The organism is Streptosporangium sp. NPDC049078 (assembly GCF_040648855.1).
Taxonomy (GTDB): Bacteria; Actinomycetota; Actinomycetes; order Streptosporangiales; family Streptosporangiaceae; genus Streptosporangium.
Genome location: NZ_JBEZEL010000010.1, coordinates 260,206 through 284,805, shown reverse-complemented (window position 1 = coordinate 284,805; position 24,600 = coordinate 260,206). Strand labels below are relative to the sequence as shown.

The 24,600-nt window shown below is 72.8% G+C and carries 21 protein-coding genes; 2 read left to right on the top strand and 19 right to left on the bottom strand.

Going from position 1 to position 24,600, the window contains the following annotated elements; all coding sequences use genetic code 11:
- The first annotated feature begins 116 nt into the window (after window positions 1-116).
- Window positions 117-1,238 carry an epoxide hydrolase family protein gene (locus tag AB0B90_RS19335; protein WP_362923797.1) on the top strand — a complete coding sequence of 374 codons (1,122 nt, stop codon included), beginning with the start codon at window positions 117-119 and terminating at the stop codon, window positions 1,236-1,238.
- Between the two features lie 229 nt (window positions 1,239-1,467).
- Here AB0B90_RS19335 and AB0B90_RS19330 read toward each other — a convergent pair whose 3' ends face one another.
- Window positions 1,468-3,030 carry an FAD-dependent oxidoreductase gene (locus AB0B90_RS19330; protein WP_350949615.1) on the bottom strand — a complete coding sequence of 521 codons (1,563 nt, stop codon included), beginning with the start codon at window positions 3,028-3,030 and terminating at the stop codon, window positions 1,468-1,470.
- Window positions 3,031-3,133: 103 nt separating this feature from the next.
- Here AB0B90_RS19330 and AB0B90_RS19325 point away from each other — a divergent pair, with 103 nt between their 5' ends.
- Window positions 3,134-3,787: a TetR/AcrR family transcriptional regulator gene (locus AB0B90_RS19325; protein WP_350949616.1), complete on the top strand. Its 654-nt coding sequence runs from the start codon at window positions 3,134-3,136 to the stop codon at window positions 3,785-3,787.
- A gap of 147 nt (window positions 3,788-3,934) precedes the next feature.
- Here the strand turns inward: AB0B90_RS19325 and AB0B90_RS19320 are convergent, their stop codons facing one another.
- The 18 genes from AB0B90_RS19320 to AB0B90_RS19235 all read right to left on the bottom strand — a co-directional run bounded on the left by AB0B90_RS19320 (window position 3,935) and on the right by AB0B90_RS19235 (window position 24,588).
- Window positions 3,935-4,876, bottom strand: coding sequence for a hypothetical protein (locus AB0B90_RS19320; RefSeq protein ID WP_350949617.1), 942 nt, complete (start codon window positions 4,874-4,876; stop codon window positions 3,935-3,937).
- A 75-nt stretch (window positions 4,877-4,951) separates the two neighbouring features.
- A complete protein-coding gene (locus AB0B90_RS19315) occupies window positions 4,952-5,692 on the bottom strand; it encodes a LuxR C-terminal-related transcriptional regulator (RefSeq protein WP_362923795.1) in 741 nt (246 codons plus the stop codon).
- A gap of 25 nt (window positions 5,693-5,717) precedes the next feature.
- On the bottom strand, window positions 5,718-6,716 hold the full coding sequence (locus AB0B90_RS19310; RefSeq protein ID WP_362923793.1) for a nucleoside hydrolase: 999 nt from the start codon (window positions 6,714-6,716) through the stop codon (window positions 5,718-5,720).
- Window positions 6,709-7,434 (bottom strand): GntR family transcriptional regulator, encoded by a 726-nt coding sequence (locus AB0B90_RS19305; RefSeq protein ID WP_362923791.1) that lies wholly within the window; start codon window positions 7,432-7,434, stop codon window positions 6,709-6,711. The genes AB0B90_RS19310 and AB0B90_RS19305 overlap by 8 nt, the downstream gene beginning before the upstream one ends.
- Entirely contained in the window at window positions 7,431-8,363 is a 933-nt protein-coding gene (locus AB0B90_RS19300) for a PfkB family carbohydrate kinase (protein ID WP_362923789.1), read from the bottom strand. Before AB0B90_RS19300 ends, AB0B90_RS19305 begins: the two co-directional genes overlap by 4 nt.
- Before the next feature lie 61 nt (window positions 8,364-8,424).
- Window positions 8,425-9,336, bottom strand: coding sequence for a hypothetical protein (locus AB0B90_RS19295; protein WP_350949622.1), 912 nt, complete (start codon window positions 9,334-9,336; stop codon window positions 8,425-8,427).
- Window positions 9,333-11,498, bottom strand: coding sequence for a N,N-dimethylformamidase beta subunit family domain-containing protein (locus AB0B90_RS19290; protein ID WP_362923787.1), 2,166 nt, complete (start codon window positions 11,496-11,498; stop codon window positions 9,333-9,335). Before AB0B90_RS19290 ends, AB0B90_RS19295 begins: the two co-directional genes overlap by 4 nt.
- Window positions 11,499-11,500: 2 nt before the next feature.
- Window positions 11,501-12,718: an ABC transporter permease gene (locus tag AB0B90_RS19285; protein ID WP_362923785.1), complete on the bottom strand. Its 1,218-nt coding sequence runs from the start codon at window positions 12,716-12,718 to the stop codon at window positions 11,501-11,503.
- On the bottom strand, window positions 12,715-13,851 hold the full coding sequence (locus tag AB0B90_RS19280; RefSeq protein ID WP_350949625.1) for an ABC transporter permease: 1,137 nt from the start codon (window positions 13,849-13,851) through the stop codon (window positions 12,715-12,717). The genes AB0B90_RS19285 and AB0B90_RS19280 overlap by 4 nt, the downstream gene beginning before the upstream one ends.
- Window positions 13,848-15,359 (bottom strand): ABC transporter ATP-binding protein, encoded by a 1,512-nt coding sequence (locus AB0B90_RS19275; protein ID WP_362923782.1) that lies wholly within the window; start codon window positions 15,357-15,359, stop codon window positions 13,848-13,850. Before AB0B90_RS19275 ends, AB0B90_RS19280 begins: the two co-directional genes overlap by 4 nt.
- A complete protein-coding gene (locus AB0B90_RS19270; RefSeq protein ID WP_362923780.1) occupies window positions 15,356-16,405 on the bottom strand; it encodes a BMP family ABC transporter substrate-binding protein in 1,050 nt (349 codons plus the stop codon). The genes AB0B90_RS19275 and AB0B90_RS19270 overlap by 4 nt, the downstream gene beginning before the upstream one ends.
- 53 nt (window positions 16,406-16,458) lie before the next feature.
- Window positions 16,459-17,304, bottom strand: a complete 846-nt coding sequence (locus tag AB0B90_RS19265; protein ID WP_362923778.1) for an HAD family hydrolase — start codon at window positions 17,302-17,304, stop codon at window positions 16,459-16,461.
- A gap of 14 nt (window positions 17,305-17,318) precedes the next feature.
- A complete protein-coding gene (gene hisG, locus AB0B90_RS19260; RefSeq protein WP_350949629.1) occupies window positions 17,319-18,215 on the bottom strand; it encodes an ATP phosphoribosyltransferase in 897 nt (298 codons plus the stop codon).
- Window positions 18,216-18,219: 4 nt separating this feature from the next.
- Window positions 18,220-18,753 (bottom strand): NUDIX domain-containing protein, encoded by a 534-nt coding sequence (locus tag AB0B90_RS19255; RefSeq protein ID WP_350949630.1) that lies wholly within the window; start codon window positions 18,751-18,753, stop codon window positions 18,220-18,222.
- A complete protein-coding gene (locus AB0B90_RS19250) occupies window positions 18,750-20,528 on the bottom strand; it encodes an ABC transporter ATP-binding protein (protein ID WP_362923776.1) in 1,779 nt (592 codons plus the stop codon). Before AB0B90_RS19250 ends, AB0B90_RS19255 begins: the two co-directional genes overlap by 4 nt.
- Window positions 20,521-22,275 (bottom strand): ABC transporter ATP-binding protein, encoded by a 1,755-nt coding sequence (locus AB0B90_RS19245; RefSeq protein WP_362923774.1) that lies wholly within the window; start codon window positions 22,273-22,275, stop codon window positions 20,521-20,523. The genes AB0B90_RS19250 and AB0B90_RS19245 overlap by 8 nt, the downstream gene beginning before the upstream one ends.
- Window positions 22,276-22,301: 26 nt before the next feature.
- Complete coding sequence (locus tag AB0B90_RS19240) at window positions 22,302-23,333, bottom strand: Gfo/Idh/MocA family oxidoreductase (protein WP_350949633.1); 1,032 nt, start codon at window positions 23,331-23,333, stop codon at window positions 22,302-22,304.
- Window positions 23,326-24,588 carry an aminotransferase class III-fold pyridoxal phosphate-dependent enzyme gene (locus AB0B90_RS19235; protein WP_350949634.1) on the bottom strand — a complete coding sequence of 421 codons (1,263 nt, stop codon included), beginning with the start codon at window positions 24,586-24,588 and terminating at the stop codon, window positions 23,326-23,328. The genes AB0B90_RS19240 and AB0B90_RS19235 overlap by 8 nt, the downstream gene beginning before the upstream one ends.
- Between the last annotated feature and the right edge of the window lie 12 nt (window positions 24,589-24,600).

Below are 24,600 nucleotides of genomic sequence, written 5' to 3'. Positions count from 1 at the left end.
CGCGAGCGTGGTTCCGAAACCGGCACCCGCTGTCCCCGTCGCCGTCCGCACCGACCTCATCGACACCCGCTCGTCCGAACATCCGGGCGCCGGACGAACCCCCTGGAGCCAAGACCATGATCAAGCCGTTCCGCATCGAGATCCCCCAGGCGGACCTCGACGACCTCACCGACCGGCTCTCGCGCACCCGCTGGCCCAACGAGATCACCGGCGCCGGATGGGACTACGGCTTCCCGCTGGCGCGGCTGAAGGAGCTCGCCGAACACTGGCGCACCGGCTACGACTGGCGGGCGCACGAGGCCAGGCTGAACGAGCTCGCGCACTTCACCACCGAGATCGACGGGCAGAACATCCACTTCGTCCACGTCCGCTCTCCAAGACCGGACGCACTCGCGCTCGTCCTCACCCACGGCTGGCCAGGGTCGTTCCTGGAGTTCCTCGACGTGATCGAGCCCCTGTCGCGCGACTTCCACCTGGTGATCCCCTCCATCCCGGGCTTCGGTTTTTCCGGGCCGACCCACGAGCGCGGCTGGGACATCGTCCGGGTCGCCCGGGCCTGGGCCGAGCTGATGCGCCGCCTGGGGTACGAGCGCTACGGCGCGCACGGCGGCGACTTCGGCTCGGGCATCTCGTTGGCGCTCGGCGCGGTGGCCCCCGAGCAGGTCGCCGGGGTGCACGTCAACTACCTGCCGACCCGGCCGGACCCCGACGCCGGCCTCGAGCTGTCGCAAGCCGACGAGGCCCGGCTGGAGAAGGTCAGGCGGCTGATGGCGAACCGCCCGCCGTACCAGGCTCTGCAGGCCACCACCCCGCAGACCCTCGGATACGCGCTCACCGACTCGCCGGTCGGCCAGCTGGCCTGGATCGCCGAGCGCTTCGCGCAGTGGACGGACCCGCGCTCGCAGATCGACGACGAGCGGATGCTCACCGACATCTCGCTGTACTGGCTGACCGCCACCGCGGCCTCCTCGGCGCGGCTGGCACGTGAGGCTCCGCGGCGGGTCGAGCCGTGCCCGGTACCGGTCGGCGTGGCGGTGTTCGCGCACGACATCACGCAGTCGGTGCGGCCGCTGGCCGAGCGGCTGTACGACATCAGGCACTGGTCGGAGTTCGAGCGCGGCGGCCACTTCGCCGCGATGGAGGTGCCGGAGCTGCTCGCCGGGGACGTCCGGGACTTCTTCCTCCCTCATGTCGAGCAGGAGGGGCCGACGAGCCGAGCCCGGCGTCACACCCCTTGAATGTTCCGGGTCGCGATCGCGTCATTTCGCGAGCGGAAAGGTGGCCGGATCGCTCCGGGCGCGGTGATCGGAGGGGGCGGGCCTCCCGCGGCCACGGCGGGAGGCCCCGAACGGGGGAACGACGAGCTCGGACGCGGGCCACGAGCTCGCCTGTCCGCACTCGGCGCACGCGTGCGCCTCCGCGATCCGTCCGATCGCGGTCACCGATGACGGACCGGTACCGGCGACCTCAGGTGCGAGCGGGCGTGATGACTCCGAACCACCGCCGCAAGGCCGCCTGGAGTGCCGCGATCTCCGTTGGATCGGGCCGGGGTGACGAAGACGCCCAGGCCACGTAGCAGTCCGGTCGAAGGAGCAGGGCGGTGGGCGCGGCGGCCTGGGAGCGCGCCGTGACGACATCGACCTGGTCGTGCCGCAGGGCGAGGGTCTTCGCCAGGGACGCCTCCTCGGTCAGGTCGAGCAGCAAGGGGCGTGCGGTCCTGGTCAGCTCGGCCAGCCGGACCGGACCGGCCGGGGTGCGCAGGTCCAGGTCCGGGGCGAACCGGCCGGTCAGCGGATGCGCCTCGCCCGCACCCATGTCGTAGCGGACGTCGGCGCCCGCGGTGAGCTCGGCCAGGCGCCGCACGGTGCCGGGGTCGCGGAGCAGTTCGGCGAACACCTCGCGCAGTCCGGTGACATCGTCGCCGGGGGCGATCAGGGCCGCCTGTGCCTGCGCGTTCAGCACCATGCGCCGGGCGGCCGATCTCCGCTCCGTCTCGTAGGTGCCCAGCAGCCCGGACGGGGCTCCTGCCCGGATCTCGGCGGCGAGTTTCCAGCCGAGATTGACCGCGTCCTGCAGGCCGAGGTTGAGCCCTGGACCGCCCCCCGTGGCGGCGTACACATGAGCGGCGTCACCGATCAGGAACACCCGGCCGTCGGCGAACCGCTCGGCGACCCGGGTGTTACCGCCACTCAGCCGGCGCAGCACGTGCGGTCCCTGGCCGTCGGGCGGGCCGAGCGGCACCTCGACGCCGAGCACGCGGCGGACGCTCGCCCGTAACTCCTCCAGGCTCATCACCGCGTCGGTCGCAGGCTGGTCCCACTCCGTGGTGCTGACCAGCGGCGGATGGCCGGGCATCGGCGCGTAGGAGAACCCCCCGTGCTCGGTGCGGTGGGGCAGGAACGGCGAAACGGCGCCGTAGCCGGGCACGTTCAGCGCACCGGTCGCAGGATCGACCCGGTCCGCCGGGACCGTCACATGCGCCGAGCGCACGGTCATCCGGTCGTAGGTGACTCCGGGGAATCCGATGCCGGAGAGTTTGCGGGTGACGCTGTGGGCTCCATCGGCGCCGACAAGGTACCGGGCCCGCAGGTGGTAGGCCCCGCCCGGGCTCGCGACGTCGACGGTGACCGCCTCGTCGTCCTGCGACAGGCCCACGACCTCATGTCCGCGCCGGATCTCCACGCCCAGCTCGACGGCGCGCTCCTGCAGAACCTGCACGATGCGCCGCTGCGGCACCGGCAGGGCGTAGACGGGGCTGTCGTCCAGCACACTCAGGTCCAGGCCCATCGCGCCGAACATGAAGTAGGCGGAGTTCGGCCGCGGCGGCTCCGGGCTGCCACTGAGACGTTCGTGCAGCCCCCGGCGGTCGAGCAGCTTGACGACCTGGCCGAGCAGCCCGTTCGCCTTCGGTTCCTCGCTCGGCTCCGGCAGCCGCTCCAGCACGAGTGGCCGGACCCCCGCCAGGCTCAGCTCGCAGGCCAGCATCAGCCCGTTCGGGCCGCCGCCGACGATGACGACATCTGTGATCATGTGCGTTCCCTTGTTCGCCCGAGGTGAGAGGACGCCCAGGCTAGGAAAAAAGTTGCGTGTAGGCAAGTTTGCGTACGCGCATTGAATCTGGGAGGCTGAGACGGTGACGACGAGACCGGCAGGGCTGCGCGAGCAGAAGAAGCAGGCCACCCGAGAGGCCCTGCGCACCGCGGCCCTGCGGCTGGCTCTTGAGCGTGGACCCGACAACGTGCGCGTCGACGACATCGCCGAGGCCGCCGGCGTCTCACCCAGGACGTACAACAACTACTTCTCCAGCCGCGAACAGGCGATCGTCGCCGCCGTCGCCGGCGAACGGGAGGCGCGGGTCGCGGCGGCGGTGGCCGGCCGGCCCCGCGGCGTCGGCCTCGCCGACGCCGTCATCGAGGCGATCGTGGATCAGTACACCGCCCCGGACGAATCCGCCCGGGACGCGCTACTGCTGATCGTCACCCGCCCGGCGCTGCGCGAGGCGTTCGTCGAAACCACCACCGCGATCGAGCACCCCCTCACCGATGCGATCGCCGGACGTCTCGGCGACGGCGACCCGCACACCGCACGGGTGCTCGCGGCGAGCGTGGCCGCCGCGGTTCGCGTGGCGCTCGAGCAATGGCTGCAGGCGACCGTCTCGTCCGCCACGGCCGGCGGGCTCGTCGTGCCGTCCGGCTCGCTGCCGGACCTCCTTCGCGCCGCGCTCGCGCCCCTCGCGCCCGCACTCGACGCCGCCGAGCAACGAGCACTCCGCCACCGGCGTCAGTGAACCGCCTGCCGAAGGAAACGGCGCCCCGGCATCTGCCGCTGAATCGTCGCCGGCGTGGGAGACGGCCGAACACCACCGGCAGGAGGGGGCCTTTCGGGCCGCCGGCGCGGATCGCGAGCCGCACCGGGCCGAAAGGCCCCCTCTTCGTCAGGACTCCGGCTGCCGCTCACCCAGGCCCTGGAACCGGCTCTCGATGAAGTCGCCCCAGGTCGCGTCGAGCGTCACCATCTCACCGTCGACCATCTTCCACTGGGGCGCCTTGTGCGGCGGGTAGGCGAACAGCACCGACGACAGGCGTTCGTAGCCGGGCGGCATGGGTTTGGTGTGCACCCGGTGCGTCGACGGCCGGAACCGCCCGTCGGAGGCGCTCGTGAGCATCCGGCCGATGTTGCACAGGACCACGTCGGTGCCGGCGATCACCGGCTCCACCCAGGTGCCGTCGTGCAGCACGTACTGCAGCCCCTGGTCGGAAGGCGGCAACTGCAGGCCGAGCATCTGGATGCCCGAGTGCTCGTGCGCCAGCACCTCGCGATCGCCCACGTCCCGGTAGCGGATCACCCGCAGGTTCGTGGCCTCCCGCGACAGGTCCAGCTCGGGGGTGCCGGGCGCCATCATGCCGCGGACGACCTCTCCGAACAGGGAGATCAGCCGGAACGCGGTGTCGAACACACCGGCCGCCGCCGCCCCGAACGCCGGGAAGGCGCGCAGCACGTCACCGGCGCCGGGCGGCTGGTCGGCCAGCAGCGCCCCGCTGATGTGAATGAACTCCTTGGGGTCGGGCACGCCGTTGGCCAGGCGCGGGATCTCGGAGTTGTAGGGGAAGAACCCGTGCGTGCCGCCGACCGACAGCTGGGGCACCGACGACTGCGCGTAGTCGGCCAGCCGCGGCTCCGGCGATCGGCACGCCGAGGCGAACTCCTCCATCATGGTGCGGACGCGTGCGCCGATGCCGGGGACCTCGGCGGCCATGAAGCCCCAGTCGGTCAGCTGGGTCCTGATGGCCTGCGTCGCCTTCTCCATGTCGGCGTCGAGATCGTCGGCGCGCACGAGGGGAACGCGACCACTGAGTTCCATGGGGGGGACGTCCATTGTCGCTCCACTTCTCTTCGGTCACTACGGGGTGCGGGCGATATGCGAATCCGTGAAGGGCGGCGGTGCCGCCCTTCACCTGACCGCCGGGTTGACGCGGGGGCCGCCGGTGGCGGAGCTGAGTCCCAGCCGCTGCGCGACCAGCGCCACCTCCGTCCGGTTGGAGCAGTCGAATTTCACCAGCAGGTTCGAGACGTGCCGTTTGACGCCGTGGATCGAGATGCCCATGGCGCGGGCGATCTGGTTGTTGCTCATTCCGCGCAGCAGCAGGGCGAGCGCCGTGTGCTCGCGCTCGGTCAGCCGGTCGGTCAGCTCGGCGCCGGCGCCCTGGGGGGAGGGCCCGACCGGCGACACGGACGGCGACACGGACGGCGCGACCGGCAGGGTGGGCAGGTCGCCGCTGAGCAGGTGCGCGAAGGCGTCGGACAATCCGGCGACGTTGACCACGTCCCACAGCAGGCAGCCGTCGACACCGTGATCGCCGGCGACAGGGGACAGGTGGCGCGCCTCCTCGGTTCGCATCAGTGCCAGCACCCTGGTGCGGCCACAGGGCGTACCGGCGGCGGCCACCACCTGCGGCACCGTCGCGACCGGCAGCACCACCACGTCGAAATCCCCTCCGCCCAGCGCCTGGCCGGCCTCCGCCACGCTTCGGCCGACCGTCGCCCTGACCACGTGCGGTACCCGGCACAGCAGCAGCGGCAGCCCGTAGAAGGAGATCTCGTCCTCGGCCAGCCAGAAGACGGACAGGATCCGGCGGCGGCCGAAAAGAGGCGCGGCGATCCGCTCGCCCGCATCCATCGTTCTCGTGCTCATCGCATGATCCTTTCTGTCGTTGAGGTCATCGCCCGCGCGGGGCGAGGGTGGTGACGAAGTGCCGGTAGAACCGGTCGGCGTCGACCGACCGGGCACAGCGGACCGCGCGCCCGCCGGCACTTCGCACGATTCGTCCCTGGCTCGCGCTCCGGGTCACGACATCGCAGCGCACCGTCTCGAAGGTGCAGATGTCCTGGTCGGCGAGGTAGGAGGCGGTGAGGCTGTCCCAGCAGCAGTAGGGCAGCCCGGTGGTCTCCAGCGTGCCGAAGGTGAGCGCGAGCAGCGACCCGGCCAGGTCGCTCACGTGCTCGCCGTACGCACGGCCGAAGATCTCCACGAAGTCGGCGGTCACCGGCACCCGGTTGGTCACATCCAGCGGGAACATGGTGATCGGCACATCGGAGTCGAACACGCACTTGACGGCGTCGGGATCCCAGTAGACGTTCCACTCGCCGGTGCCGTCGTGGCCCGGCTGGTGGACGTTGCCCGCCACATCCAGGGCGCCGCCCATGAACACGATCTCCTCGATGCGTGCCGCGAGCCGAGGATGGTGCTTCAGGCACCAGGCGATGTTGGTCAGCGGGCCGGTGGCCAGCACGGTGACCGGTCCCGGCGCCTGCGCCAGCCAGGTGGCGAGCTGCTCGTGCGCCGGGGGCGCCTGAGCGGCGGGGACGGTGCGGCCGCGCTGGTTGAGCACGGGCAGCGCGTCCGCCCGCAGGGCGTCGATCCGCCAGGCGAGCGGAAAAGGGTTGCGGCCGGGCAGCACGCCCAGCGCCGTCGGTACGTCCCGGCCCACCAAGGCGAGGATCTTGCGGGTGGCCGACAGTCCGGGCGCGGGCAGGCAGTCGGCCGGGGTGACGGCGACACCGCGCAGATCGACGTTCTCGTAGCGGGTCAGCAGCAGCAGCGCCAGCAGGTCGTCGGGCGCGCCGTCGTGGTCGAACACGACGTGGCGGCGGCGCGCACCGGGTGCGGCGCCGGTTTCAGTGCCGGTTTCGGTGCCGGTTGTCGGGGGGTCAGTCACGGCGCCTCACCAGGTGGAAGGAGAAGTCGGTGCCGCGGTGGTAGTCCTGCGAGAACAGCAGGGGCCGACCCGCGCTGTCGTGGTGGGTCTGGATGAGCAGCAGCCACGCGCCGCCGGCCTCGGCGCCGCCGATGCGCTCGGCCTGCACCGAATCCAGGGTGACGGCACGGACCTGGGTGACCGCGTACGCGATCGTGTGACCGTGCTCGGTGAGGAGCTGAAACAGCGACCCGGACCAGTCGACCTCGTCCAGCGGGAGACGGACGAGCCGGCGCGGGAACAGGTCGATCGAGTAGAGCAACGCGTCGTCCCGGTGCCGGCGCAGCCGCTCCAGGCGCACGATCGTCTCACCGGGCGCCAGCCGCAACACCTCGCGCTGGTGGCGGTCCGGCTCGACCGAGGCGACGTCCAAGACGGTGTCGTCGGCGGTGAAACCGCGGCTGGCGAGCATCTCCGTCACCCCTTCCAGGCGGGTCAGCGGACGATCCAGGCTCGGCTGCGCGGTGAGGTAGCGGCCGTCACCGTGACGCGCCTGGATGACGCCCTCCTGCTCCAGGAGCTTGAACGCCTCGCGGATGCTGGTGCGGCCCGCGTCGAAGAGGTTCATCAGCTCGTTCTCCGACGGCAGCTTGTCGCCCGGGCGCAGGCCCTGCTCGACGATGAGGAGGCGGAGCCGGTCGCGGATCCTGACGGCCAGGGTGTGCGGTCGTGGTGTCATGCGGATATCTCCTGCGCCGGTGGACCGTGGAGAGGGGCGAGACCGAGCTCTCCGGCGGACGGGTAACTGGGCACGCAGAAACGGCGCGTGACCGAGACTGCGGCCACCCTGCAGGCGAGTCGGACCCCGGCCGCCAGGCTCAGCCCGGCGCGCAGGGTGGCGGCCAGCGTACCGGTGAAGGCGTCGCCCGCTCCGGTCGTGTCGACAGCGTCCACGCGGGGTGCGTCGACCAGCATAGTGCCGTGATCGTCGCTCACCTCGGCCCCCCGCTCGCCCCGGGTGACGACCACGGCCCCTCCTTTGGTACGAAGGCCCAGGGACCGCGAGGAGTCCGCGGTGCGGCCGCCGGTCAGCACGCCCAGTTCTGCCTCGTTGAGCACCACCACGTCGGCCCTGCTCAGCAGGTCCGCCCCGTCGGCCCCCAGGAACGCCTCGGCCGGGCTGGGGTTGACCAGGAGGCGCACTCCCGGCGAGACGGCCGCCGCGGCCGCGCACGAGGTGGCCACCGGGATCTCGCCCTGCAGGACGAGAACCGACCCGGCCGGCAGACGCGCGGCCGCCGCGGCCGCCCGCTCCGGGGCCAGCAGGCCGGCCGCCCCCGGCCAGGTCATCACGATCTGCCGCCCCTGGTCGTCGACGTAGACGAAGCTGCGCCCGGTGGCCACGCCCTTGGCGATCGCGCAGTCGCCCACCTCGACGCCGTCGGCCCGCAGCGCCGCCAGCGCCGCCGAACGGTCGGCGTCCTCGCCCAGGCAGCCGGCGAAACGCGCGGGCGCGCCGAGCCGGGCCGCCGCGACCGCCACGTTCGCCGCCTTGCCGCCGTGCGCGGTGGCGTACTCGGCGGCGTTGACGCTCTCACCGGCGGACGGCAGGCGGCCGCCGAACATGTAGAGGTCCAGGGTGTAGGCGCCGAGCGCGAGCACGGTCACCGGGGCACCGCCTTTCCCGGGGGCGCCGGTGCTTGGTGAGGGGACCGGGCCAAAGGCGGGGTCATGCGCCCAGCCCCACCGCGCACGGGGCGATGCTGTCGGCGTCCACCGAGACGCGCACGTCGGGGTGCCGGTGCGCCAGCGTGACCGGGAGCGACACCTCCGGTTCGGTCGTCAGCAGCAGCACGCGGACGATGTACCGCTTCCACGCGCCGCCGTCGGTGATGAGGTGCAGCCGCCGGGCGGAAAGGATCTCCGCCATGCCCAGCGTGATGGCCATCGGCGGGATGGGCTGGGTGTAGCCGCCGGTCAGCCGGTGCGAAAGGGCCACGAGCGTGTCGTCGAGCAGGGTGACGATCCGCGTGGTGGAGGCGGCGAACTCCTCGACGGTGTACCGGTGCCAGCGGTTCGAGGGCGGCTCGTTGAAGGCGAGGTGCCCCCGGTAGCCGAAGCCCGCGAAACACGTGTCGGCCCCGCCGACCTCGCGCAGGCGGGCGCCGTAGGCGTCGGGGTCGAGGACGTCGGGGTAGACGACGTTGCCGGGGTGAGGGCGCAGCGCGGGGTCCAGCAGCTGGTAGAGGTTGCGGTCGCAGTAGCCGCGGAAGCTGAACGGGTGTGACGGCTCGACGGGGCGGCCCTGCCAGTCGAGGAACTCGTCCATGTGGAAGGCGTGCACCTCGGCCCAGCTGATGCGCTCCTGGTTGCAGATGCGCGCCAGCAGCGGATAGTGCGCCTTGGGGCCCACGGGCAGGATCCAGCGGGTGGGCTCGCCACGCAGGTTGTTGTCGCGCAGCTCGTCGGCCATCTCACGGGCCAGCCGGTGGTAGAGGGCGCCTGTGTCGGGATACACGGTCACCGGGTGCCGCGCGATCGCCGTGAGCGTCGCGGCGGGCATACTCAGGTGCTCCTCGGTGAGCTCACCGGAGGTGCGGGGATAGGGGTAGGCGTGCGCCTTTGTCCTGACGAAGGTCACGTCACTCCTTTGAAGGGTTTCGGGATAAGGAACCGGGACAGGACGTTTCGAGTGACGCGCCGGACGTCGCCGTCGCAGCAGGCGAGGCTGGCCACCCAGTTGACGGATCCGGTGGCGAAGACGGCGCCGCCCGCCCCGGTCAGGCGCAGCGTCATGTCGGCGCGGACGGCGTCCGCGCCGAGACTGGCCTCCTCCGGCGCGTTCTGGTAGTGGCCGCTGTGCCCGCCCGCGGACGTGGCGAGCAACAAGGTGCCCGGCGGGGTGCCGAGGCCGGGGTCGGCGCGGTCGATCTCGTCTCCGGCGGCGCCGCCGAGAGCGAGCCCGTGGCGGCCGATGACCGGATCGGAGATCCCGGCGAACACCCAGGCCGCCTCGGCACGGTAACCGTCGGGCAGGCGGGTGAAGCCGGGCGCCGGACCCCAGCCCTGGGCGGTGAAGCCGACGCCCAGCAACTCCTGGGGCGCCAGGCCGCGCTCGCGCCACAGTCCGCCGGGCTCCCCGGTCGAGGTGAGGACGTCCTCTCCCGGCTCGTTGTCCCACCAGGCGCCGGTGTGGCCGCGGCGTACCTCGATCGCGTTCGGGTGGCGCGGATCGACGCCGGTCACCCAGTAGAAGCCGTTGCCGCCCAGGTACATGAGCCGTCCGCCGCCGGACACGTACGCCGCGACGGCCTCGCGCTCCGGTGCGCTGACGTACTCGGGGTGGCTGCCGGTCAGCACGACGCGGTAGCGCGCCAGCAGGGCGGCCCCGCCGGTGTGCACGTCCTCGTCGGCCAGGACGTCGAAGGCGAAGCCCTCGGCGTGCAGCCAGCGCAGCAGCAGCAGGTCGGCGGCGAAGTGCCGGGGCGCCCCGGTCATCCACCACCGGTAGTCCGGCGTGTGGTTGAGCACCGGGCGCCGACCACAGGAGTGGTAGACGGGGCCGCCCTCGCGTCGCTGGTCGTACAGGGACAGGCCCAGGTCGCGGTGGGCGTTGAGGTGGACGTCGGTGTCCGACAGCTCGATGCGCCGGTCGGTCACGTGCGAGTAGTCGCCGAAGTACTCGGCCTCGCTGGACTGGCGGTGGTTGGCGTAGGCCAGGTAGGTGAACGTCGGCAGGACGACCGCGATCGGGCGCGCCGGGCCGGCCGGGGGGACGACGAGCGGGACAACATGGCAGTCACCGTGGGAGTCACCGTGGGAGTCACCGTGGGAGTCACTGTGAGAGTCACCGTGGGCGCGCACTCGCACGCCGAGCACGGTCGAGCCGGCGTCGGCGGGTACGGTCACCGCGCAGGTTCGCGGCCAGCGGGCGTCGTCCAGGTCTTCGGGGCTGAGCTGCAGGGCGGTGCGGGTGCCGTCCTCGCCGGGGCCGACGAGCCCGGCGAGCGGCCGGTTGACGGCGCGGGTGTGCCGGGCGTTTCCGCTGATGTCGAGGACGACGGGGCCGCCCGGATCGGCGGCCGGGTCCCACAGGGCGAGAAGGCCGGCGCCCAGGTGCCCGGCCAGGGCCGGGCCGCCGGTCAGGCCCGTCATGGTGTCGCAGTCGCCGGAGGTGAGCGCGTCGCCGGTCAGCAGGGGCAGCGCCAGGCGCCCGGCGTACGGGTCGCGGTGGCCGGAGCCCGCGCCGAAGCGCAGGGTCGCGGTCGCCGGCTCCAGCGGCAGGTCCGCCCGGTACGCGGCGGCGTCGTCGCGCACCGCCCCTCGGATGCTCAGGCGCAGCCGGGTGCCGGACGGCTCCGCCGTCCAGGCGGCCACCAGCAACGACCACGCCCCCTGAGGGAGGGCCGAACCCGCTCCCGCGCGCAGGACGCCGGATCCGGTCTCGATGACGGTCTCGGGACGTCCGGCCTCGTCCAGGGTGATCAGCAGCCGCCGGTCGCCGGTGTCCAGCTCCGCCGCGACCTGCCGGGCGCCGGCCCCGTGCGGGCGCAGCCACAGCGCGACGCTGCCCCGGGCGGGGGCCGGCACGCCGGTGGCCTCCAGGTGGGAGCCGGTCAGCAGGCGCCGCGGCTCGACGGTGACCGGCATCGCCTGGCCGAGCACGGCCTGGCTCACCAGGTCGACCACCTCGACCCGCGCGGCTCCGGCGGGCCCGCTCGCGTGCACGTTCACGCGCTGTCCGGGGGAGGCGGACCAGCGGTCCAGGTAGGCCAGCATCCGGGGGCGCGGCACGTGTGTCATGGTCAGGCATCTCCCCGCCGGTAGGGCAGGCCGACGTAGGCGGGCATGCGCAGCCGCTGGGCGACCGTGGCCAGCACCAGCAGCGTGGTCAGGTACGGCGTGACGTAGATGAGCTGGGTGGGCACCGAGCCGGTGCTCTGGAAGAGCGCGAAGGCGGCCGCGCCGAGCAGGGCCGCGCCCGCCGCCAGGCGGGGCCGCCGCCGCGCGACGACGATCGCCGCCGCCCACGCCAGCATCGCGCCCAAAAGCAGCAGGGTGTGCACCGCGCTCGCCTGGCGCAGCTGCACGGCGTCGGCGTAGCCGAACAGCAGCGCCCCGCCCGCCGTGCCGACCGGCCGCCAGTTACCGAAGATCATTGCGGCGAGGCCGATGAAGCCGCGCCCGCCGGTCTGGCCCTCCTGGTAGAGGCCGGAGGAGACGGTGACGAGGTAGGCGCCGGCCAGACCGGCCAGAGCGCCGGAGACCAGCACGCCGCAGTAGCGCATCCGCTGGACCGGCACGCCGAGCGAGTCGGCCGCGGCCGGGTGCTCCCCGGCCGAGCGCAGCCGCAGCCCGAACGCGGTGTGCCACAGGAGCACGACGCTGACCGGGACGAGCACGACGGCGGCCACGGTGAGCCACGACACCTCGTGCAGCAGCCCTCGCAGCAGGCCGGCGGCGTCCGCGAGGAGGAAGACGCCGCCGCGTTCCAGGTCGCCCAGCAGGTCGCCGCCGCCCGCGCCGCCCGCCAGCAGCGGCACGCTCACGGTGCCGACCTCGCCCGTGACGGGAGGCGACTGGGTGGCCCCGGCGCCGGGCAGGCCGGCGAACACGACGACGCACAGAAAACGCGCCACCCCCGCCGCCAGGATGTTGACGGCGATGCCGCACACCACCTGGTCGACGCCGAAGGTGACGGTGACGACGGCGTGCAGCAGTCCGGCGGCGACGCCGCCCAGCACTCCGGCCACCACCCCGGCCCAGACGCCGTGGAAGTGGCCCGCCCACGCCCCGCACACCGTCCCGATGATCATCATGCCCTCGATGCCGAGGTTGGCGACGCCCGAGCGTTCGCTCCACAACCCGCTCAGGGCGGCCAGCCCGATCGGCACCGCGAGGCGCAGTGCGGCGCCGACCATGCCGGAGTCGGTGAGCGCCTCGCCGGTGAGGGCGCGGACGCCCGCCACCGCGAGCAGCACGAGCAGGACGATCAGCAGCGGCCGCCGCGTCAGCGCGTTCACGAGACCCCGCCCGGCGCCGGGGCCGGGGTGGCCTCGGGCTCGGTGCGCGCCCGCACCAGCCGTGCGGCGCGCCGGCGTTCGGCGCGACGCACCACCTCGTGCGCGACCACGACACTGATCACGATGACGCCCTGCATGATCGTGACGATCTCCTTGGGCACGCCCTCGATGTCGAGGATGAGCGCCGAGCGCTCCAGGAAGCCGAAGAGCAGGGCGGCGAGCGCGATGCCGAGCGGGGTGTTGCGGCCGAGCAGGGCCACCGCGATGCCGGTGAAGCCCGCCCCGGCGGGAAAGTCCAGGCCGAAGTGGTAGGCGGTGCCCAGCAGGTGGGGCAGCCCGGCCAGTCCGGCGATCGCGCCCGAGACGAGCATCGTCACGACGATCATGCGGCGGGGATCGACGCCGTGGACGCGGGTCGCCGCGGCGTTCAGCCCGCTCATCCGCAGGTCGTGCCCGAACAGCGTCCGGGTGAGCAGCAGGTGCAGGGCCACCCCCAGGAGCGCGGCGCCGAGCACGGCCCCGCCCAGGCTCGCGCCGCCCGGGAGCGTTACCCCGGCCGCGGCGAGCAGGCCGTTCAGCTCGGGCAGGCGGGCCGAGGGCGGCAGGTCCGCGGTCGACCCCGTCGTGCTGCCGGCGGCGAACACCTCGGCCAGCAGGTACGCCACGACCCCGGTGGCGACATAGTTCAGCAGCAGCGTCGACAACACCTCCGACACACCGCGCCAGACCTTGAGCAGCGCGGCGAGCGCGGCCCACGCGGCCCCGGCGAGCATGGCCACCGCGCACATGACGGCCACGTGCAGGGGCGCCGGCAGGTCCAGGTGCGCGCCGGTGGCCGCGGCCAGCAGCGCGGCGAGGCGGTACTGGCCCTCCACGCCGATGTTGAACAGGTTCATGCGGAACGTGACGGCCACCGCGAGGCCCGCGAGGAAGTAGACGACCGAGCGGTTCACGGCCGAGACGAGCGAGTCCGGCCGCGCGCCGAACTCCAGCATCGTCACATATGTCCTGCCCGGCGACGCGCCCGCCGCGGTCAGCAACGCCGTGGCCACGACGAGGGCCAGCAGCAGCGCGAGCGCCGGCGCGGCGAGCACGCGCGGCACCTTCCCGGCCCGGGTGATGATCGTGTTCATCCGGTGCCCGTCATCAGCCGGACCAGGCGCGGCCGGGTGAGTTCGGCGACCGGCAGGGCGGGTGTCAGCCGGCCGCGCAACATCACCTGTACGCGGTCGCTCAGGCCGAGCACCTCGTCGAGGTCGGCGCTGACCAGCAGGACGGCCAGGCCGGCGTCGCGGGCCTCGCGCAGCAGATCCCAGATGACGGCCTGAGCGCCGACGTCCACGCCGAGGGTGGGGTGGGCGGCGAGCAGCACCTGGGGACGGCCGCGCAGCACCCGGCCGACGACGAGTTTTTGCTGGTTGCCGCCCGACAGCGCGGCGGCGGGGACGTCGGGGGAGGGCGCGCCGACGCCGAGGCGGGTGCCGATCCGCCCGGCGGCCTCCCGGGCGGCCGCGCGGTCCAGGCGCCACCGGCTGCGGCGGCGCAGGTCCTCGCTGCCCAGCATGACGTTCTCCCACAGCGTGGCGGGCAGCGCCAGCGCGTGGCGGTGGCGGTCCTCGGGGATGCACGCCAGTCCCAGGCGGCGGCGCCCGCGCACGCCCAGCCGGGTGGCGTCACGGTCGCCGAGGCGCACGGTGCCGGCCGTGATCTGGCGGGTGCCCACCAGCGCGTCGATCAGCTCGGACTGCCCGTTGCCCTGGACGCCGGCGATGCCCAGGATCTCGCCCTTGGCCAGCTCCAGGGTGGCCGCCTGGACGGCGTCGGTGCGCACGCCGTCCAGACGCAGCACGACGGGGCCCTTTTCCGTGCGCCCGCCGCGGACGGTGGGCGGCAGGTCGCCGCCGGCGATGAGCCGGGTGAGGACGCCCGGGTCGGCGTCGCCGACGGCGAACTCGCCCACCGCGGTTCCGGCGCGGATGACGGTGATGTGATCGGAGACGCTGAGCACCTCGTCGAGCTTGTGCGAGATGAACAGCACGGCCAGGCCCTGGGCGCGCAGTTCGGCGAGGCTGGTGAACAGGCGCCCCACCTCGCCGGGCGCCAGCACCGTGGTGGGCTCGTCGAGGATGAGCAGACGCGCGCCCCGGTACAGGGCCTTGAGGATCTCCACCCGCTGCCGTTCGCCCAGGCCCAGGTGCTCGATCCGGGCGCCGGGGTCGACGGCCAGGCCGTAGCGCTCGCCGAGGTCGCGCAGCGCGCGGGCGCTCGTGCGGCGGTCGAGCAGCCCGCGGCGCGAGGTCTCGGCGCCCAGGATCACGTTCTCCAGCACGGTCAGGTTCTCGGCGAGCAGGAAGTGCTGGTGCACCATGCCGATGCCGGCCGCGATGGCGTCGGCGGGCGACCGGAACCGCACGGGGACGCCGTCGAGCAGCAGGTCGCCGGAGTCGGGGCGCTCCTCGCCGTACAGGACGCGCATGAGGGTCGACTTGCCGGCGCCGTTCTCGCCGACCACGGCGTGCACCCGGCCCGGCCGCACCAGGAGGTTCATGTCGCGGTTGGCGGTGACGCCGGGGTAGCGCTTGGTGATGCGGCGAAGCTCGACGAGCGGCACGCCCGGGGAGGTCGTCGAAGGCCGCCTCACGGGGTGACCGGCACGTCGATCTCGCCGGCGATGATCCGCTTTCTGATCTCGTCCAGCCGGGGGCGGATGTCGGCGAGGTCGGAGCCGGTGGTGGCGTAGCCGACGCCGTCCTCGTCCAGGCCGAACTCGCGCAGCCCGTAGACCGCCTTGCCCGCCGCCTGCTCCTCGATGACGCGCCGCACCGCGACGTCGATCTGCTTGGTGGCGCTGGTGAGGATCACCTCCGACAGGTCGGGGGCGACGGTGCGGCGCTGGTCGACGTCGACGCCGATGGCCCACTTGTGTGCCGCCTTGGCCGCCTGGAAGACGCCGAGCCCTGAGGCGCCGGCCGCGTGGTAGACGATGTCGGCGCCGCCGTCGTACATGCCGCGGGCGGCCTCCCGCGCCTTGTCGGGGGAGGAGAATCCGCTGAAGTCGGGCGGCTGCGTCATGAAGACGCTCGACAGCCGGATCTTCGGGTCGATCGCGCGGGCGCCGGCCGCGTACCCGGCCAGGAACTTCTCCTGGGGCGGCGTCTGCACGCCGCCGACGAAGCCGATCCGCCCGGTGGCGGACTTCAGCGCCGCCGCGGCCCCGACCAGGTAACTGGCCTGCTCCTCGCGGAACACCACGTTGGTGACGTTGGGCAGCTTCACCGTCGCGTCGTCGATGATGACGAAGTGCGTTCCCGGGTAGGCGGGCGCGACCTTCGTGAGCGGCTGGGCGTAGAAGAAGCCGACGGCCAGGACGGGGTTGTGGCCCGTCTCGGCCAGGAGGCGCAGGATCTCCTCCAGGTCGGAGCCGGCCGCGTTCGGGCTCAGCTCCTTGACCTCGATGCCCAGCGCGGCCTTGGCCTGATCGACGCCCGCCCCCGCGGAGTCGTTGAAGGACTTGTCGCCGCGCCCGCCCCGGCTGTAGGCGACCCCCACGCGCAGGCCGGCGGCGCCTGCAGCCGGGGCGGCCTCGTTCGCCCCCGCGTTCTGGGCGGTGCCCTGTGAGCCTCCGCAGGCGACGAGGGTGAACAGAAAGCAAAGGGCGATCGACGACCGGGTGAACAGGCGGGACACAAGTACCTCCCAAACCGGGGCTTTGACCAGAATGAGCACTCATCAGACAAGTGTCAATGCTTCTCTGATAACCGCTCCAGCCATACGGCGACGCCGTCCTCGTCGTTGGACGCGGTCATCTCATGGGCCGCGGCGAGCACCGCCGGATGGGCGTTGGCGACCGCGACCGCCGTCCCCGACCAGGTCAGCATCGGCAGGTCGTTGGGCATGTCGCCAAAGGCGATCACCCCCGCGCGGCCGAAGCCGAGCCGGTCGGCCATCGCCTCCAGGGCGGCCGCCTTCGTCACTCCGGCGCGGGTCACCTCGCAGAACACGTCCGCCGACACGGTGACCTCGCACCCGGGCAGCAGCGTGCCCACGCTCTCGTAGTACCCGCGGGCCGCCCCCTCCAGCTGGACCACGATCTTGCCGACGCCGTGCCAGTCGATCGCCTCCTCCAGCCTCGCCACCCGACGGGCGTCGCGGGCCAGCGCGGGGGCCAGCTCGAAGGCGTCCTCCAGCAACAGCTCCAGATGACACTCGGCGCCCAGCCGGATGCCGGGAAAGCGGTCGCGCAGCGCCGTCAGCGCCCTGGTCACGTCCGCCTCGGCGAACGGGTGGTGATCGACCACCTCGTCCCGGGCGAAGTCGTAGACGACGGAGCCGTTGCCGCAGACCGCGCTGTTCGCGCCGGCTGTGTCGCCGCTGTCGCCGCTGTCGCCGCTGTCGCCGCTGTCGCCGCTGTCGTTGAGGGCCGCGGCCACGTGCCGGGTGTCGCGGACCGGCCGCGCCGTCGCGATGACGAACACATGCCCGGCCGCCCGGACGCGGCGCACGGCCGCCCGGGTGCGCTCGGACAGCTCGCCGCGCGAGTCGAGCAGCGTGCCGTCCAGGTCGCAGACGATCATTCGGCGTTCCACGGGCGGCACGCTGCTCACGGCCGGCACGGCTCCCGCGACGAAGACCGCTGCCGACGGGTCACGACCCGGCCGACCGCGGACACCACGACGTCGGCCGCGCCCGCGGCCAGGATGGCGTCGATGGTCTCGGCCACGCCACGCCGTGCCGCCAGCCCCTGCACCACCACAGCCCCCTCCTCGGACAGGTCACCGACGCGCCATGAGCGCGGCGGCAGCGCGGGCGCGACGCGCGGCAACTCGCGCGCCGACGTGCGCACCGTCAGCAGCACGTGCGCCGCCCCCGCCCGCACCGAGCCCAAAAGCAGCGCCACCTTCTCGATCCGGGCGCGTTTGCCGGCGTCCCGCCACGCGTGCGGCCCGGCGATGAGCCGCGGCGCGCAGGTGCGCACCGTGTCGAGGACCCGCAGGCCCGGCGCGAGGGACGCGCCCGGTTCGAGCACCTCGATGACGGCGTCCGCGAGCTCGGGGATCTTGGCCTGGCTGGCGCCGTAGGAGTGCACCACCTCGGCCGCCGACCCCCGGCCGCGCAGATAGCGCCGGCCGATGCCGGGGAACTCGGTGGCCACCCGGGCGCCGGGTGGCAGGCCCGCGGGCCCCGCCGATGTCTCGGCCGGTACGGCCAGCACCATGCGCCACGGACGGCCCGCCGCCACCGCCTCGACGACCTCGACCTTGGCGCCGGTCTCCTCGATCCAGTCGGTGCCGGCGACGCCGACGTCGAAGGCCCCGTCCTGCAGGACCAGCGGGATCTCCCGCGGCTTGAAGAAGACGACCTGGATCGGGCCGCCGTACTCGATGCTCGCCCGGTAGCTGCGTCCAGACGTCCGGCGCACGCCGAGCCCGGCCGCGGTGAACAGGTCCAGGACCGGCCGCTCCAGAGCGGACCCCTTGGGCAGCGCGAGCGAGATCATGTGATCAGCGTCTCCAGGTAGGCGGGGTGTTGCCGGCGGGGGAGCGCATGGCGAGGGCGCGCAGAGCCAGATCGACCATGCCGGTCTCCTCGCCGCCGGCGGCCAGGACGCGCAGCCGCGCCGCGTCCAGCCAGCCGGCCTCGACGAATTTGTCGTGTTCGACGCGGGGCCGTTCCAGGTCTCCGGTGACGGTGGCGAGCACGTCGATCTCGCGCCGCCGGGTGCCGTCGCCGCCCTCCCAGTCGAACACCTTGACCAGGTCGCCGACCCGCTCAAGATGCCAGCCGGTCTCCTCGGCGATCTCGCGGGCGAGCGCCGCGCACAGCGTCTCGCCGGCCTCCACGTGCCCGCCGACGATGTCCCAGCAGCCGGGGAACAGCCGCACATGCGGGGCGCGGCGCTGCAGGAACACCTCGCCGCGCGGGTTGACCAGGACGGCTCCCACCACACAGCGCACGCCCTCGGCCGAGGCCCTCCGCTGGATCGTGTCGAACTCCCGCGGGTGCGGCGCGCAGCGTTCCGGCGGCGGGCTGCTCATGCCGTCTCCTGGTGGGCGTAGTAGGTGGCGTACAAGGCGGCGAACGGCCCGTCACGGCGCAGCAGCTCGTCGAAGGAGCCGTCCTCGACGATCCTGCCCTCGTCCAGGACGAGGATCCGGTCGGCCCGCCGGATGGTCGACAGCCGGTGCGCGATGACCAGGACGGTCCGGCCGGCGAACAGCCGCGCCAGCGCGTTCTGGATGCCCCTCTCGGTGAGGGGGTCGACACTGGCGGTCGGCTCGTCCAGGAGCACGATGTCGGGCTCGCGCACGAACATCCGCGCCACGGCGATGAGCTGCCGCTGCCCGACCGACACCCCCCGGCCGCCGTCGGCGAGCCGCTCGTGCGGCGCCATCGGCATGCTGCGCCTCCACACCCGGCGCCCGATCCGGTCGACGGCGCGCTCGACGTCGGCCGGACCGGCTCCGGGACGGCCGTAGGCGATGTTCTCCGCCAGCGTGCCGGCGAACACGAACGGGTGCTGCGGGACGACGCCGACGCGCCGCCGGTAGGCCGTCAGGTCCAGGGCGCGGACGTCGCGGCCGTCGACGAGCAGCTCGCCGCCCTGGAAGTCGTACGCACGGGCGATGATCTTGACGAGGGTGGACTTGCCGCCCCCGGTGCGCCCGACGATCGCCACCGTCTCGCGCGCGGCGATCCGCAGGTCCAGCCCGTCGAAGACGGGGCCGCCGGAGCCGTAGCCGAAACGCAGGCCGCGCGCCTCGATCTCACCGTTCAGGCGCGACACCGGCTCGCTCCCTCCCCGCACGACCGATCCCCGCTCGTCGATCAGCGCGAACACCCGTTCCGCGGCGGCCAGCCCCTGCTGGAACAGGCTCCAGAACGCCGCCGCCTGGGTGACCGGCTGCCACAGCATGCCGAGCGCCTGCAGCGCGAAGTACCACTCGCCGGGCGAGAGCCGGCCGAGCATCGCGAAACGCCCGCCCTGGTAGAGCACGACGGCCGTCGCCAGCCCCGCCAGCAGGGTCAGCACCGGCAGGATGACCGCGTAGATGAGCCCCTGGCGCACGTACACCCGGTACGACAGCCGGTTGACGTCGTCGAAGTCGTCGTAGACGGTCTGTTCGCGGCCGAAGCTCTTGGCGACGGCGATGCCCATCATCGACTCGTGGACGTTGGCGTTGACCTTCGCCATCACCCGCCGGGTGGCGGCCGCCGCCGTGCGGGCGATCCGGCGGAAGGCCAGCGCCGCCCCCAGCAGGAACGGCAACGCGGCCACGATGATCAGCCCCAGGCCCGGGTCGGTCCAGAACACCACGCCGCCGAGCAGCAGGACCAGCAGCGACTGGCTGAGCAGGTTCAAGGTGAGCGTCATCACCGAGCCGAAGCCCTCGGTGTCGCCGGTGACCCGGCTGAGCACCCGCCCGACGGAGTTGTCGTCGTGGAAGGCGACGTCCTTGTCCAGCGCGGCGTCGGCGGCCTCGCACTGCAGCCGGTAGACCACGTCGCCGACCAGCCGGGCGGTGACTGCCTGGCGCGCCCAGTTCATCGCCCACGCCAGCACCGCGGCGGCGACGACGAACAGACCCAGCCACAGGCCCAGCCCCGCCCCGCCGCCGACCTCGTCGATCAGCCGCGCGATGACGACGGGCACCGAGGCGGTCAGCAGGGCCGACCCCACGACAAGGACCGCGCAGCCCAGCATCGTGCCGCGCCGGGCGCGCAGATAGGCCAGGATGCGCACCAGGAGCCGGCGGTTGCCGTACACGCGGTCGTAGGCGTCGGCGTGCAGGCCCGCGAACAGGTCAGTCACTGTAGATCTCCCGGTAGAGCGCGCAGCGTGCCATCAGCTCGTCGTGCCCGCCGAGGTCGACGACGCGCCCGGCGTCCAGCAGCACGATGAGGTCCGCGCGCCGGATCTGGCCCGGACGGTGCGAGACCAGCACGGTGGTGCGGCCGGCGGTCGCCCGCTCGATCGCCTCGGTGATGGTCGCCTCCGTACGCGCGTCGATCGCACTCGTCGCGTCGTCCAGGGTGAGGACACGCGGGTCGGTGAGCAGCGCCCGGGCGATGGCCAGCCTTTGCCGCTGACCACCGGACAGCGTCGTGCCGCCCTCGTTCAGGACGGTGGCGTAGCCGTGCTCCATCTCCTGGACGAAGTCGTCGGCGCAGGCCAGTTTGGCGACGCGCTTGACGTCCTCTTCCGCGGCCCCCGCGGGTGCGCCGAAGGCGACGTTGTCCAGCACGCTCTTGGAGAACAGGAAGATCTCCTGGTCCACGTGGCCGATCTGACGGCGCAGCGCGCCCGGCTCCCAGTCGCGTACGTCCCGGCCGTCGATCAGCACCCGCCCCTCGTCGGCGTCGTACATGCGCGCGACGAGTTTCAGCAGCATGCTCTTGCCGCTGCCGGTGGGGCCGACGACGGCGAGCGTGCGCCCGGCGGGCAGGTGGAAGGACACCTCGCTCAGGACGTCCTTGCCGTCGTGGCGCAGGGTCACCCGGTCGAAGGTGATCGCGCCCCCGACGGCCGTCGTGACGCCGGTGGTCTCCTCGAGGTCGCCGGGCCCGTCGATGATCTGCCGCATCCGGGCGGCGGCGGCCAGCCCCTCCTGGACGACCGGCACGGCCTGCTCCGACAAGGTGACCGGCTGCGCCAGCGCCACCAGCCAGCCCAGGTAGGTGACGACCTGCGCGAGCGCCAGCTCGCCCTGGCCGTACAGGTACAGGGAGTGCAGGGCGCCGACGGCCATCGCGACGGCGAAGCTGAGCGCGGGCAGGTAGACGGCCTGCGCCCGGCCGCGCCGCACGAAGGCGTCCCGGTAGGCGGCGGCGGCCCGCCGGAACGCGAGCCGCTCGTGCTCCTCCTGGGTGGCCGCCTTCACGGTGGCGATGCCGGTCAACGTGGTGGAGAAGCGCTCGTTCAGGTCGGCGAACGTCTCCCGGATGCGCATCGTCAGTGGTTGCAGCCGCCGCAGGTGCCGGCGCAGCGCGACCGCGAACACCACGACCAGTGCGCCGGGGGCGAGCAGGAGCTGGGGGTTCAGCGAGGCGATGAACACGATCGGCACCACCAGGGCGAGCAGCGCGTTGAACGCGGTGGACACCCCTGGGCTGAACATGTAGTCGACGAGCCGCGCGTCGTTGATGGCGCGGGCCAGGATGTCGCCGATGCGCTGCTGGTCGTGAAAGGACATGCGCTTGGCCAGCAGACTGCGGTACAGCTCGTCGCGCACGTCGCGTTTGACCCGCTGGGCGAGGACCTCCATCGAGCCGTGCGAGAGCAGGTCGGCGGCGAACCGGCCGGCCGCCAGCAGCGCGGTGGCGACCGCCGCGGCGGCCAGCACGCCGGGGTCGGCACGCTCGCCGGTCGCCTCGGCGAACGCCGCGCCGATCTGGACCGGCACCAGCGTCGTGCACACGTTCGCCGCCACCGCCGCCACGGTGAACACCACCAGCAGCGGCCGGTGCACGCGCAGCCGGGTGGCGATCCACCCGAGTACGGCCGGCGACGCGACCTGCCGTGCTCGCCCGGCCCGGCCCGCCGGTCGCGTCCGGTCCATGGCCCCCTCCCTGGTCAACGGCTCACCTACACCGAGGCGCGGGCCGCGTCCGGCAGGTGTCCCAGGCCGTTCTTACCGTCCCGGTCGATCTCCTCCATCACCTGGTCGGCCAGCACGGAGGCGGCGAGCGCGTCGGCGATCGACGGCGTGTCACCCGCACGGGGGGCGTCGTTCCCGCAGGATGCCACGAACGCCTCCAGTTCCGGCCCGAAGCCGCTCCGGTCCCAGCCGTGATCGAGGTTCTTCGTGCCGTACAGCTCCTGGCCCAGCGGCAGGCCGTCGGCCAGATCGAGGGTCACCCGCTCCAGGGACGGCGCGCTGTAGCGGCTGCCGTCCATCCCCTGCACCATGACGCCCACCAGGAACCGCTTGACGTGGTTGCCCATCCGCAACGTCGACAGGGACCCGTCGCGGTGCCGGAGGAACACGTTCACCTGGAAGCGGTCGTCCTCGCCCGGGATGACGTGCGCGTTGACCTGGACGACGGGGGAGGGGGTGAACCAGCGGGCCAGGTCCAGGGCGTGCACCCCGTTGTGCCGGATCCACGCCTCCAGCGTGGTGTCCACCCCCCACTGCGGGGCCGAGGGATGGCGGCTGTAGAAGTCGATCGTCACCGAGCACGAGGTCGCCCGGGCGTCGCGGCTCAGTTCGTGCAGCCGCCGCAGCGTCTCGGCGTAGCGGAAGTTGAAGCCCACCTGGACGTTGCGGCCGCTGCGGTCCACGACGTGGTGCAGATCCTGCAACGCGGGCGTCGAGGGCCCGGCGGGCTTCTCCACGAAGCAGTCGACGCCGCCCTCCACCAGCCGGCGGGTCAGCCGGTACGACGGCTCGGGCGGCACCGCGATGACGGCCGCGTCCACGGTGTCCAGGTCGAGCGCCTCGATCGAGTCGGCGCAGAGCGCGGCCCCGGACTCCTGCTGCAGTTCCTTGGCCAAGGACAGGTCGGGGTCGACGCAGGCCACGATCCGGTGACCGCGTACGCGCTGGAGGAACGGCAGGAGATTCTGGCTCATCTGCCGGCCGCAGCCGACCAGGGCGAGGCGCGGGCGGTCAGTCACGGCCGGCCTCCACGTTCGTGCTCCACCGCTCGAAGGCTCGGCGCGCCCGGCCGCGCAGCTCATCGGGGTCGATCTGCCGGTGTGCCAGGCTGACGAACGACGGGTGCCCTTCGAGGAGCAGGATGCCGGCGCCGGTGAGCGCGGCGAGCAGCGCCTCACGCCGCACCTTGTCACCCAGCAGCGCCTCATCGTGGTAGACCAGCTCGAACATCCCGCCGCCGAGAACGGGGCGTGCACCGACCAGGGCCGCCACACCGGCGTCCTCGGCCGCCGCGGTCAGGACGGCCGCCACCCGTGTGCCGATCCGGCCGATCTCGGCCCAGCCGTCCGGCGCGTCACCGATGGGCTTGTCCAAGATGTCGCGGGTCGCCAGCGCCGCGTACACGGCGATCATCTCCTTGGAGAACGTACCGCTGAGCCGGGCCCGTTCGGCGTCGGCCAGCAGTTCGGCCTCACCCACCACCAGGCTCAGCGGCGCCCCGTTGGCCAGCGCCTTGCCGATCACGATGAGGTCCGAGCCGATGGCGTGGTCGTGGTCGTAGCCGAGCGGCGAGATACGGCCACCGGTCTTGGTCTCGTCGAAGACGGTGAGCAGACCGGCGTCCCGGCACATCGCGACGGCCTGCCGCAGCACCTCGGGGGTGGTGAACGAGGCCAGGTAGGCGTCGAAGACGAAACAGCCCAGCCGGTCCCGGTAGCGCTCCAGGATCTCCGCCAGCGACTCCAGCCGCAGGTCCACCCAGTTCACCGCGGGCTCGCTCTCGCCGATGCCGCGCATCGCCTCGGTGTAGCGCGGTTTCCCGCGCAGCGGCGAGTGCAGCGGCTCGTGCCACTTCAGGGAGTTGGCGATCTGCGCGTCATGCCAGCCGATGTAACCGCTGCGCAGCACTCCCAGCCGGCCGTTGCGCATCGCGGCCAGCCGCAGGGTCGCGGTGACGGCCTCGGAGGCGGTTTTGAAGAACGCGCCGCGGTCCCCGGTCCGCTCGCCGAGCAGCCGTTCCAAGTACTCCGCGTGGAAGGTCGTGTAGCCCGGCATCATCACGCCGTTACCGAGATAGCCGCACAGAATTTCATTGAAGAGTTCGTCCGAGTGGCCGATTATCACCGGTCCGTATCCCATGACGAAGTCGATGTACGTCATCCCGTTCGCATCCGAAACCTCACCGCCCTGCCCCTGCGTGAACAGGAGTTGGCGTCCTTCGGACCGAAACTTACGAGTGATCTTCGAGTGAGCTATTCGCTCGTTTTTCGACAAGATCTTCCTCCT

Bases quoted from the DNA above. Each gene is read 5' to 3' on its own strand.
- AB0B90_RS19290 (WP_362923787.1), bottom strand. From the start codon at position 11,498: ATGACACACGTGCCGCGCCCCCGGATGCTGGCCTACCTGGACCGCTGG.
- hisG (WP_350949629.1), bottom strand. From the start codon at position 18,215: ATGATCTCGCTCGCGCTGCCCAAGGGGTCCGCTCTGGAGCGGCCGGTC.
- AB0B90_RS19280 (WP_350949625.1), bottom strand. From the start codon at position 13,851: ATGAACACGATCATCACCCGGGCCGGGAAGGTGCCGCGCGTGCTCGCC.
- AB0B90_RS19315 (WP_362923795.1), bottom strand. From the start codon at position 5,692: ATGAGCACGAGAACGATGGATGCGGGCGAGCGGATCGCCGCGCCTCTT.
- AB0B90_RS19330 (WP_350949615.1), bottom strand. From the start codon at position 3,030: ATGATCACAGATGTCGTCATCGTCGGCGGCGGCCCGAACGGGCTGATG.
- AB0B90_RS19320 (WP_350949617.1), bottom strand. From the start codon at position 4,876: ATGGACGTCCCCCCCATGGAACTCAGTGGTCGCGTTCCCCTCGTGCGC.
- AB0B90_RS19245 (WP_362923774.1), bottom strand. From the start codon at position 22,275: ATGGACCGGACGCGACCGGCGGGCCGGGCCGGGCGAGCACGGCAGGTC.
- AB0B90_RS19255 (WP_350949630.1), bottom strand. From the start codon at position 18,753: ATGAGCAGCCCGCCGCCGGAACGCTGCGCGCCGCACCCGCGGGAGTTC.
- AB0B90_RS19335 (WP_362923797.1), top strand. From the start codon at position 117: ATGATCAAGCCGTTCCGCATCGAGATCCCCCAGGCGGACCTCGACGAC.
- AB0B90_RS19305 (WP_362923791.1), bottom strand. From the start codon at position 7,434: ATGACACCACGACCGCACACCCTGGCCGTCAGGATCCGCGACCGGCTC.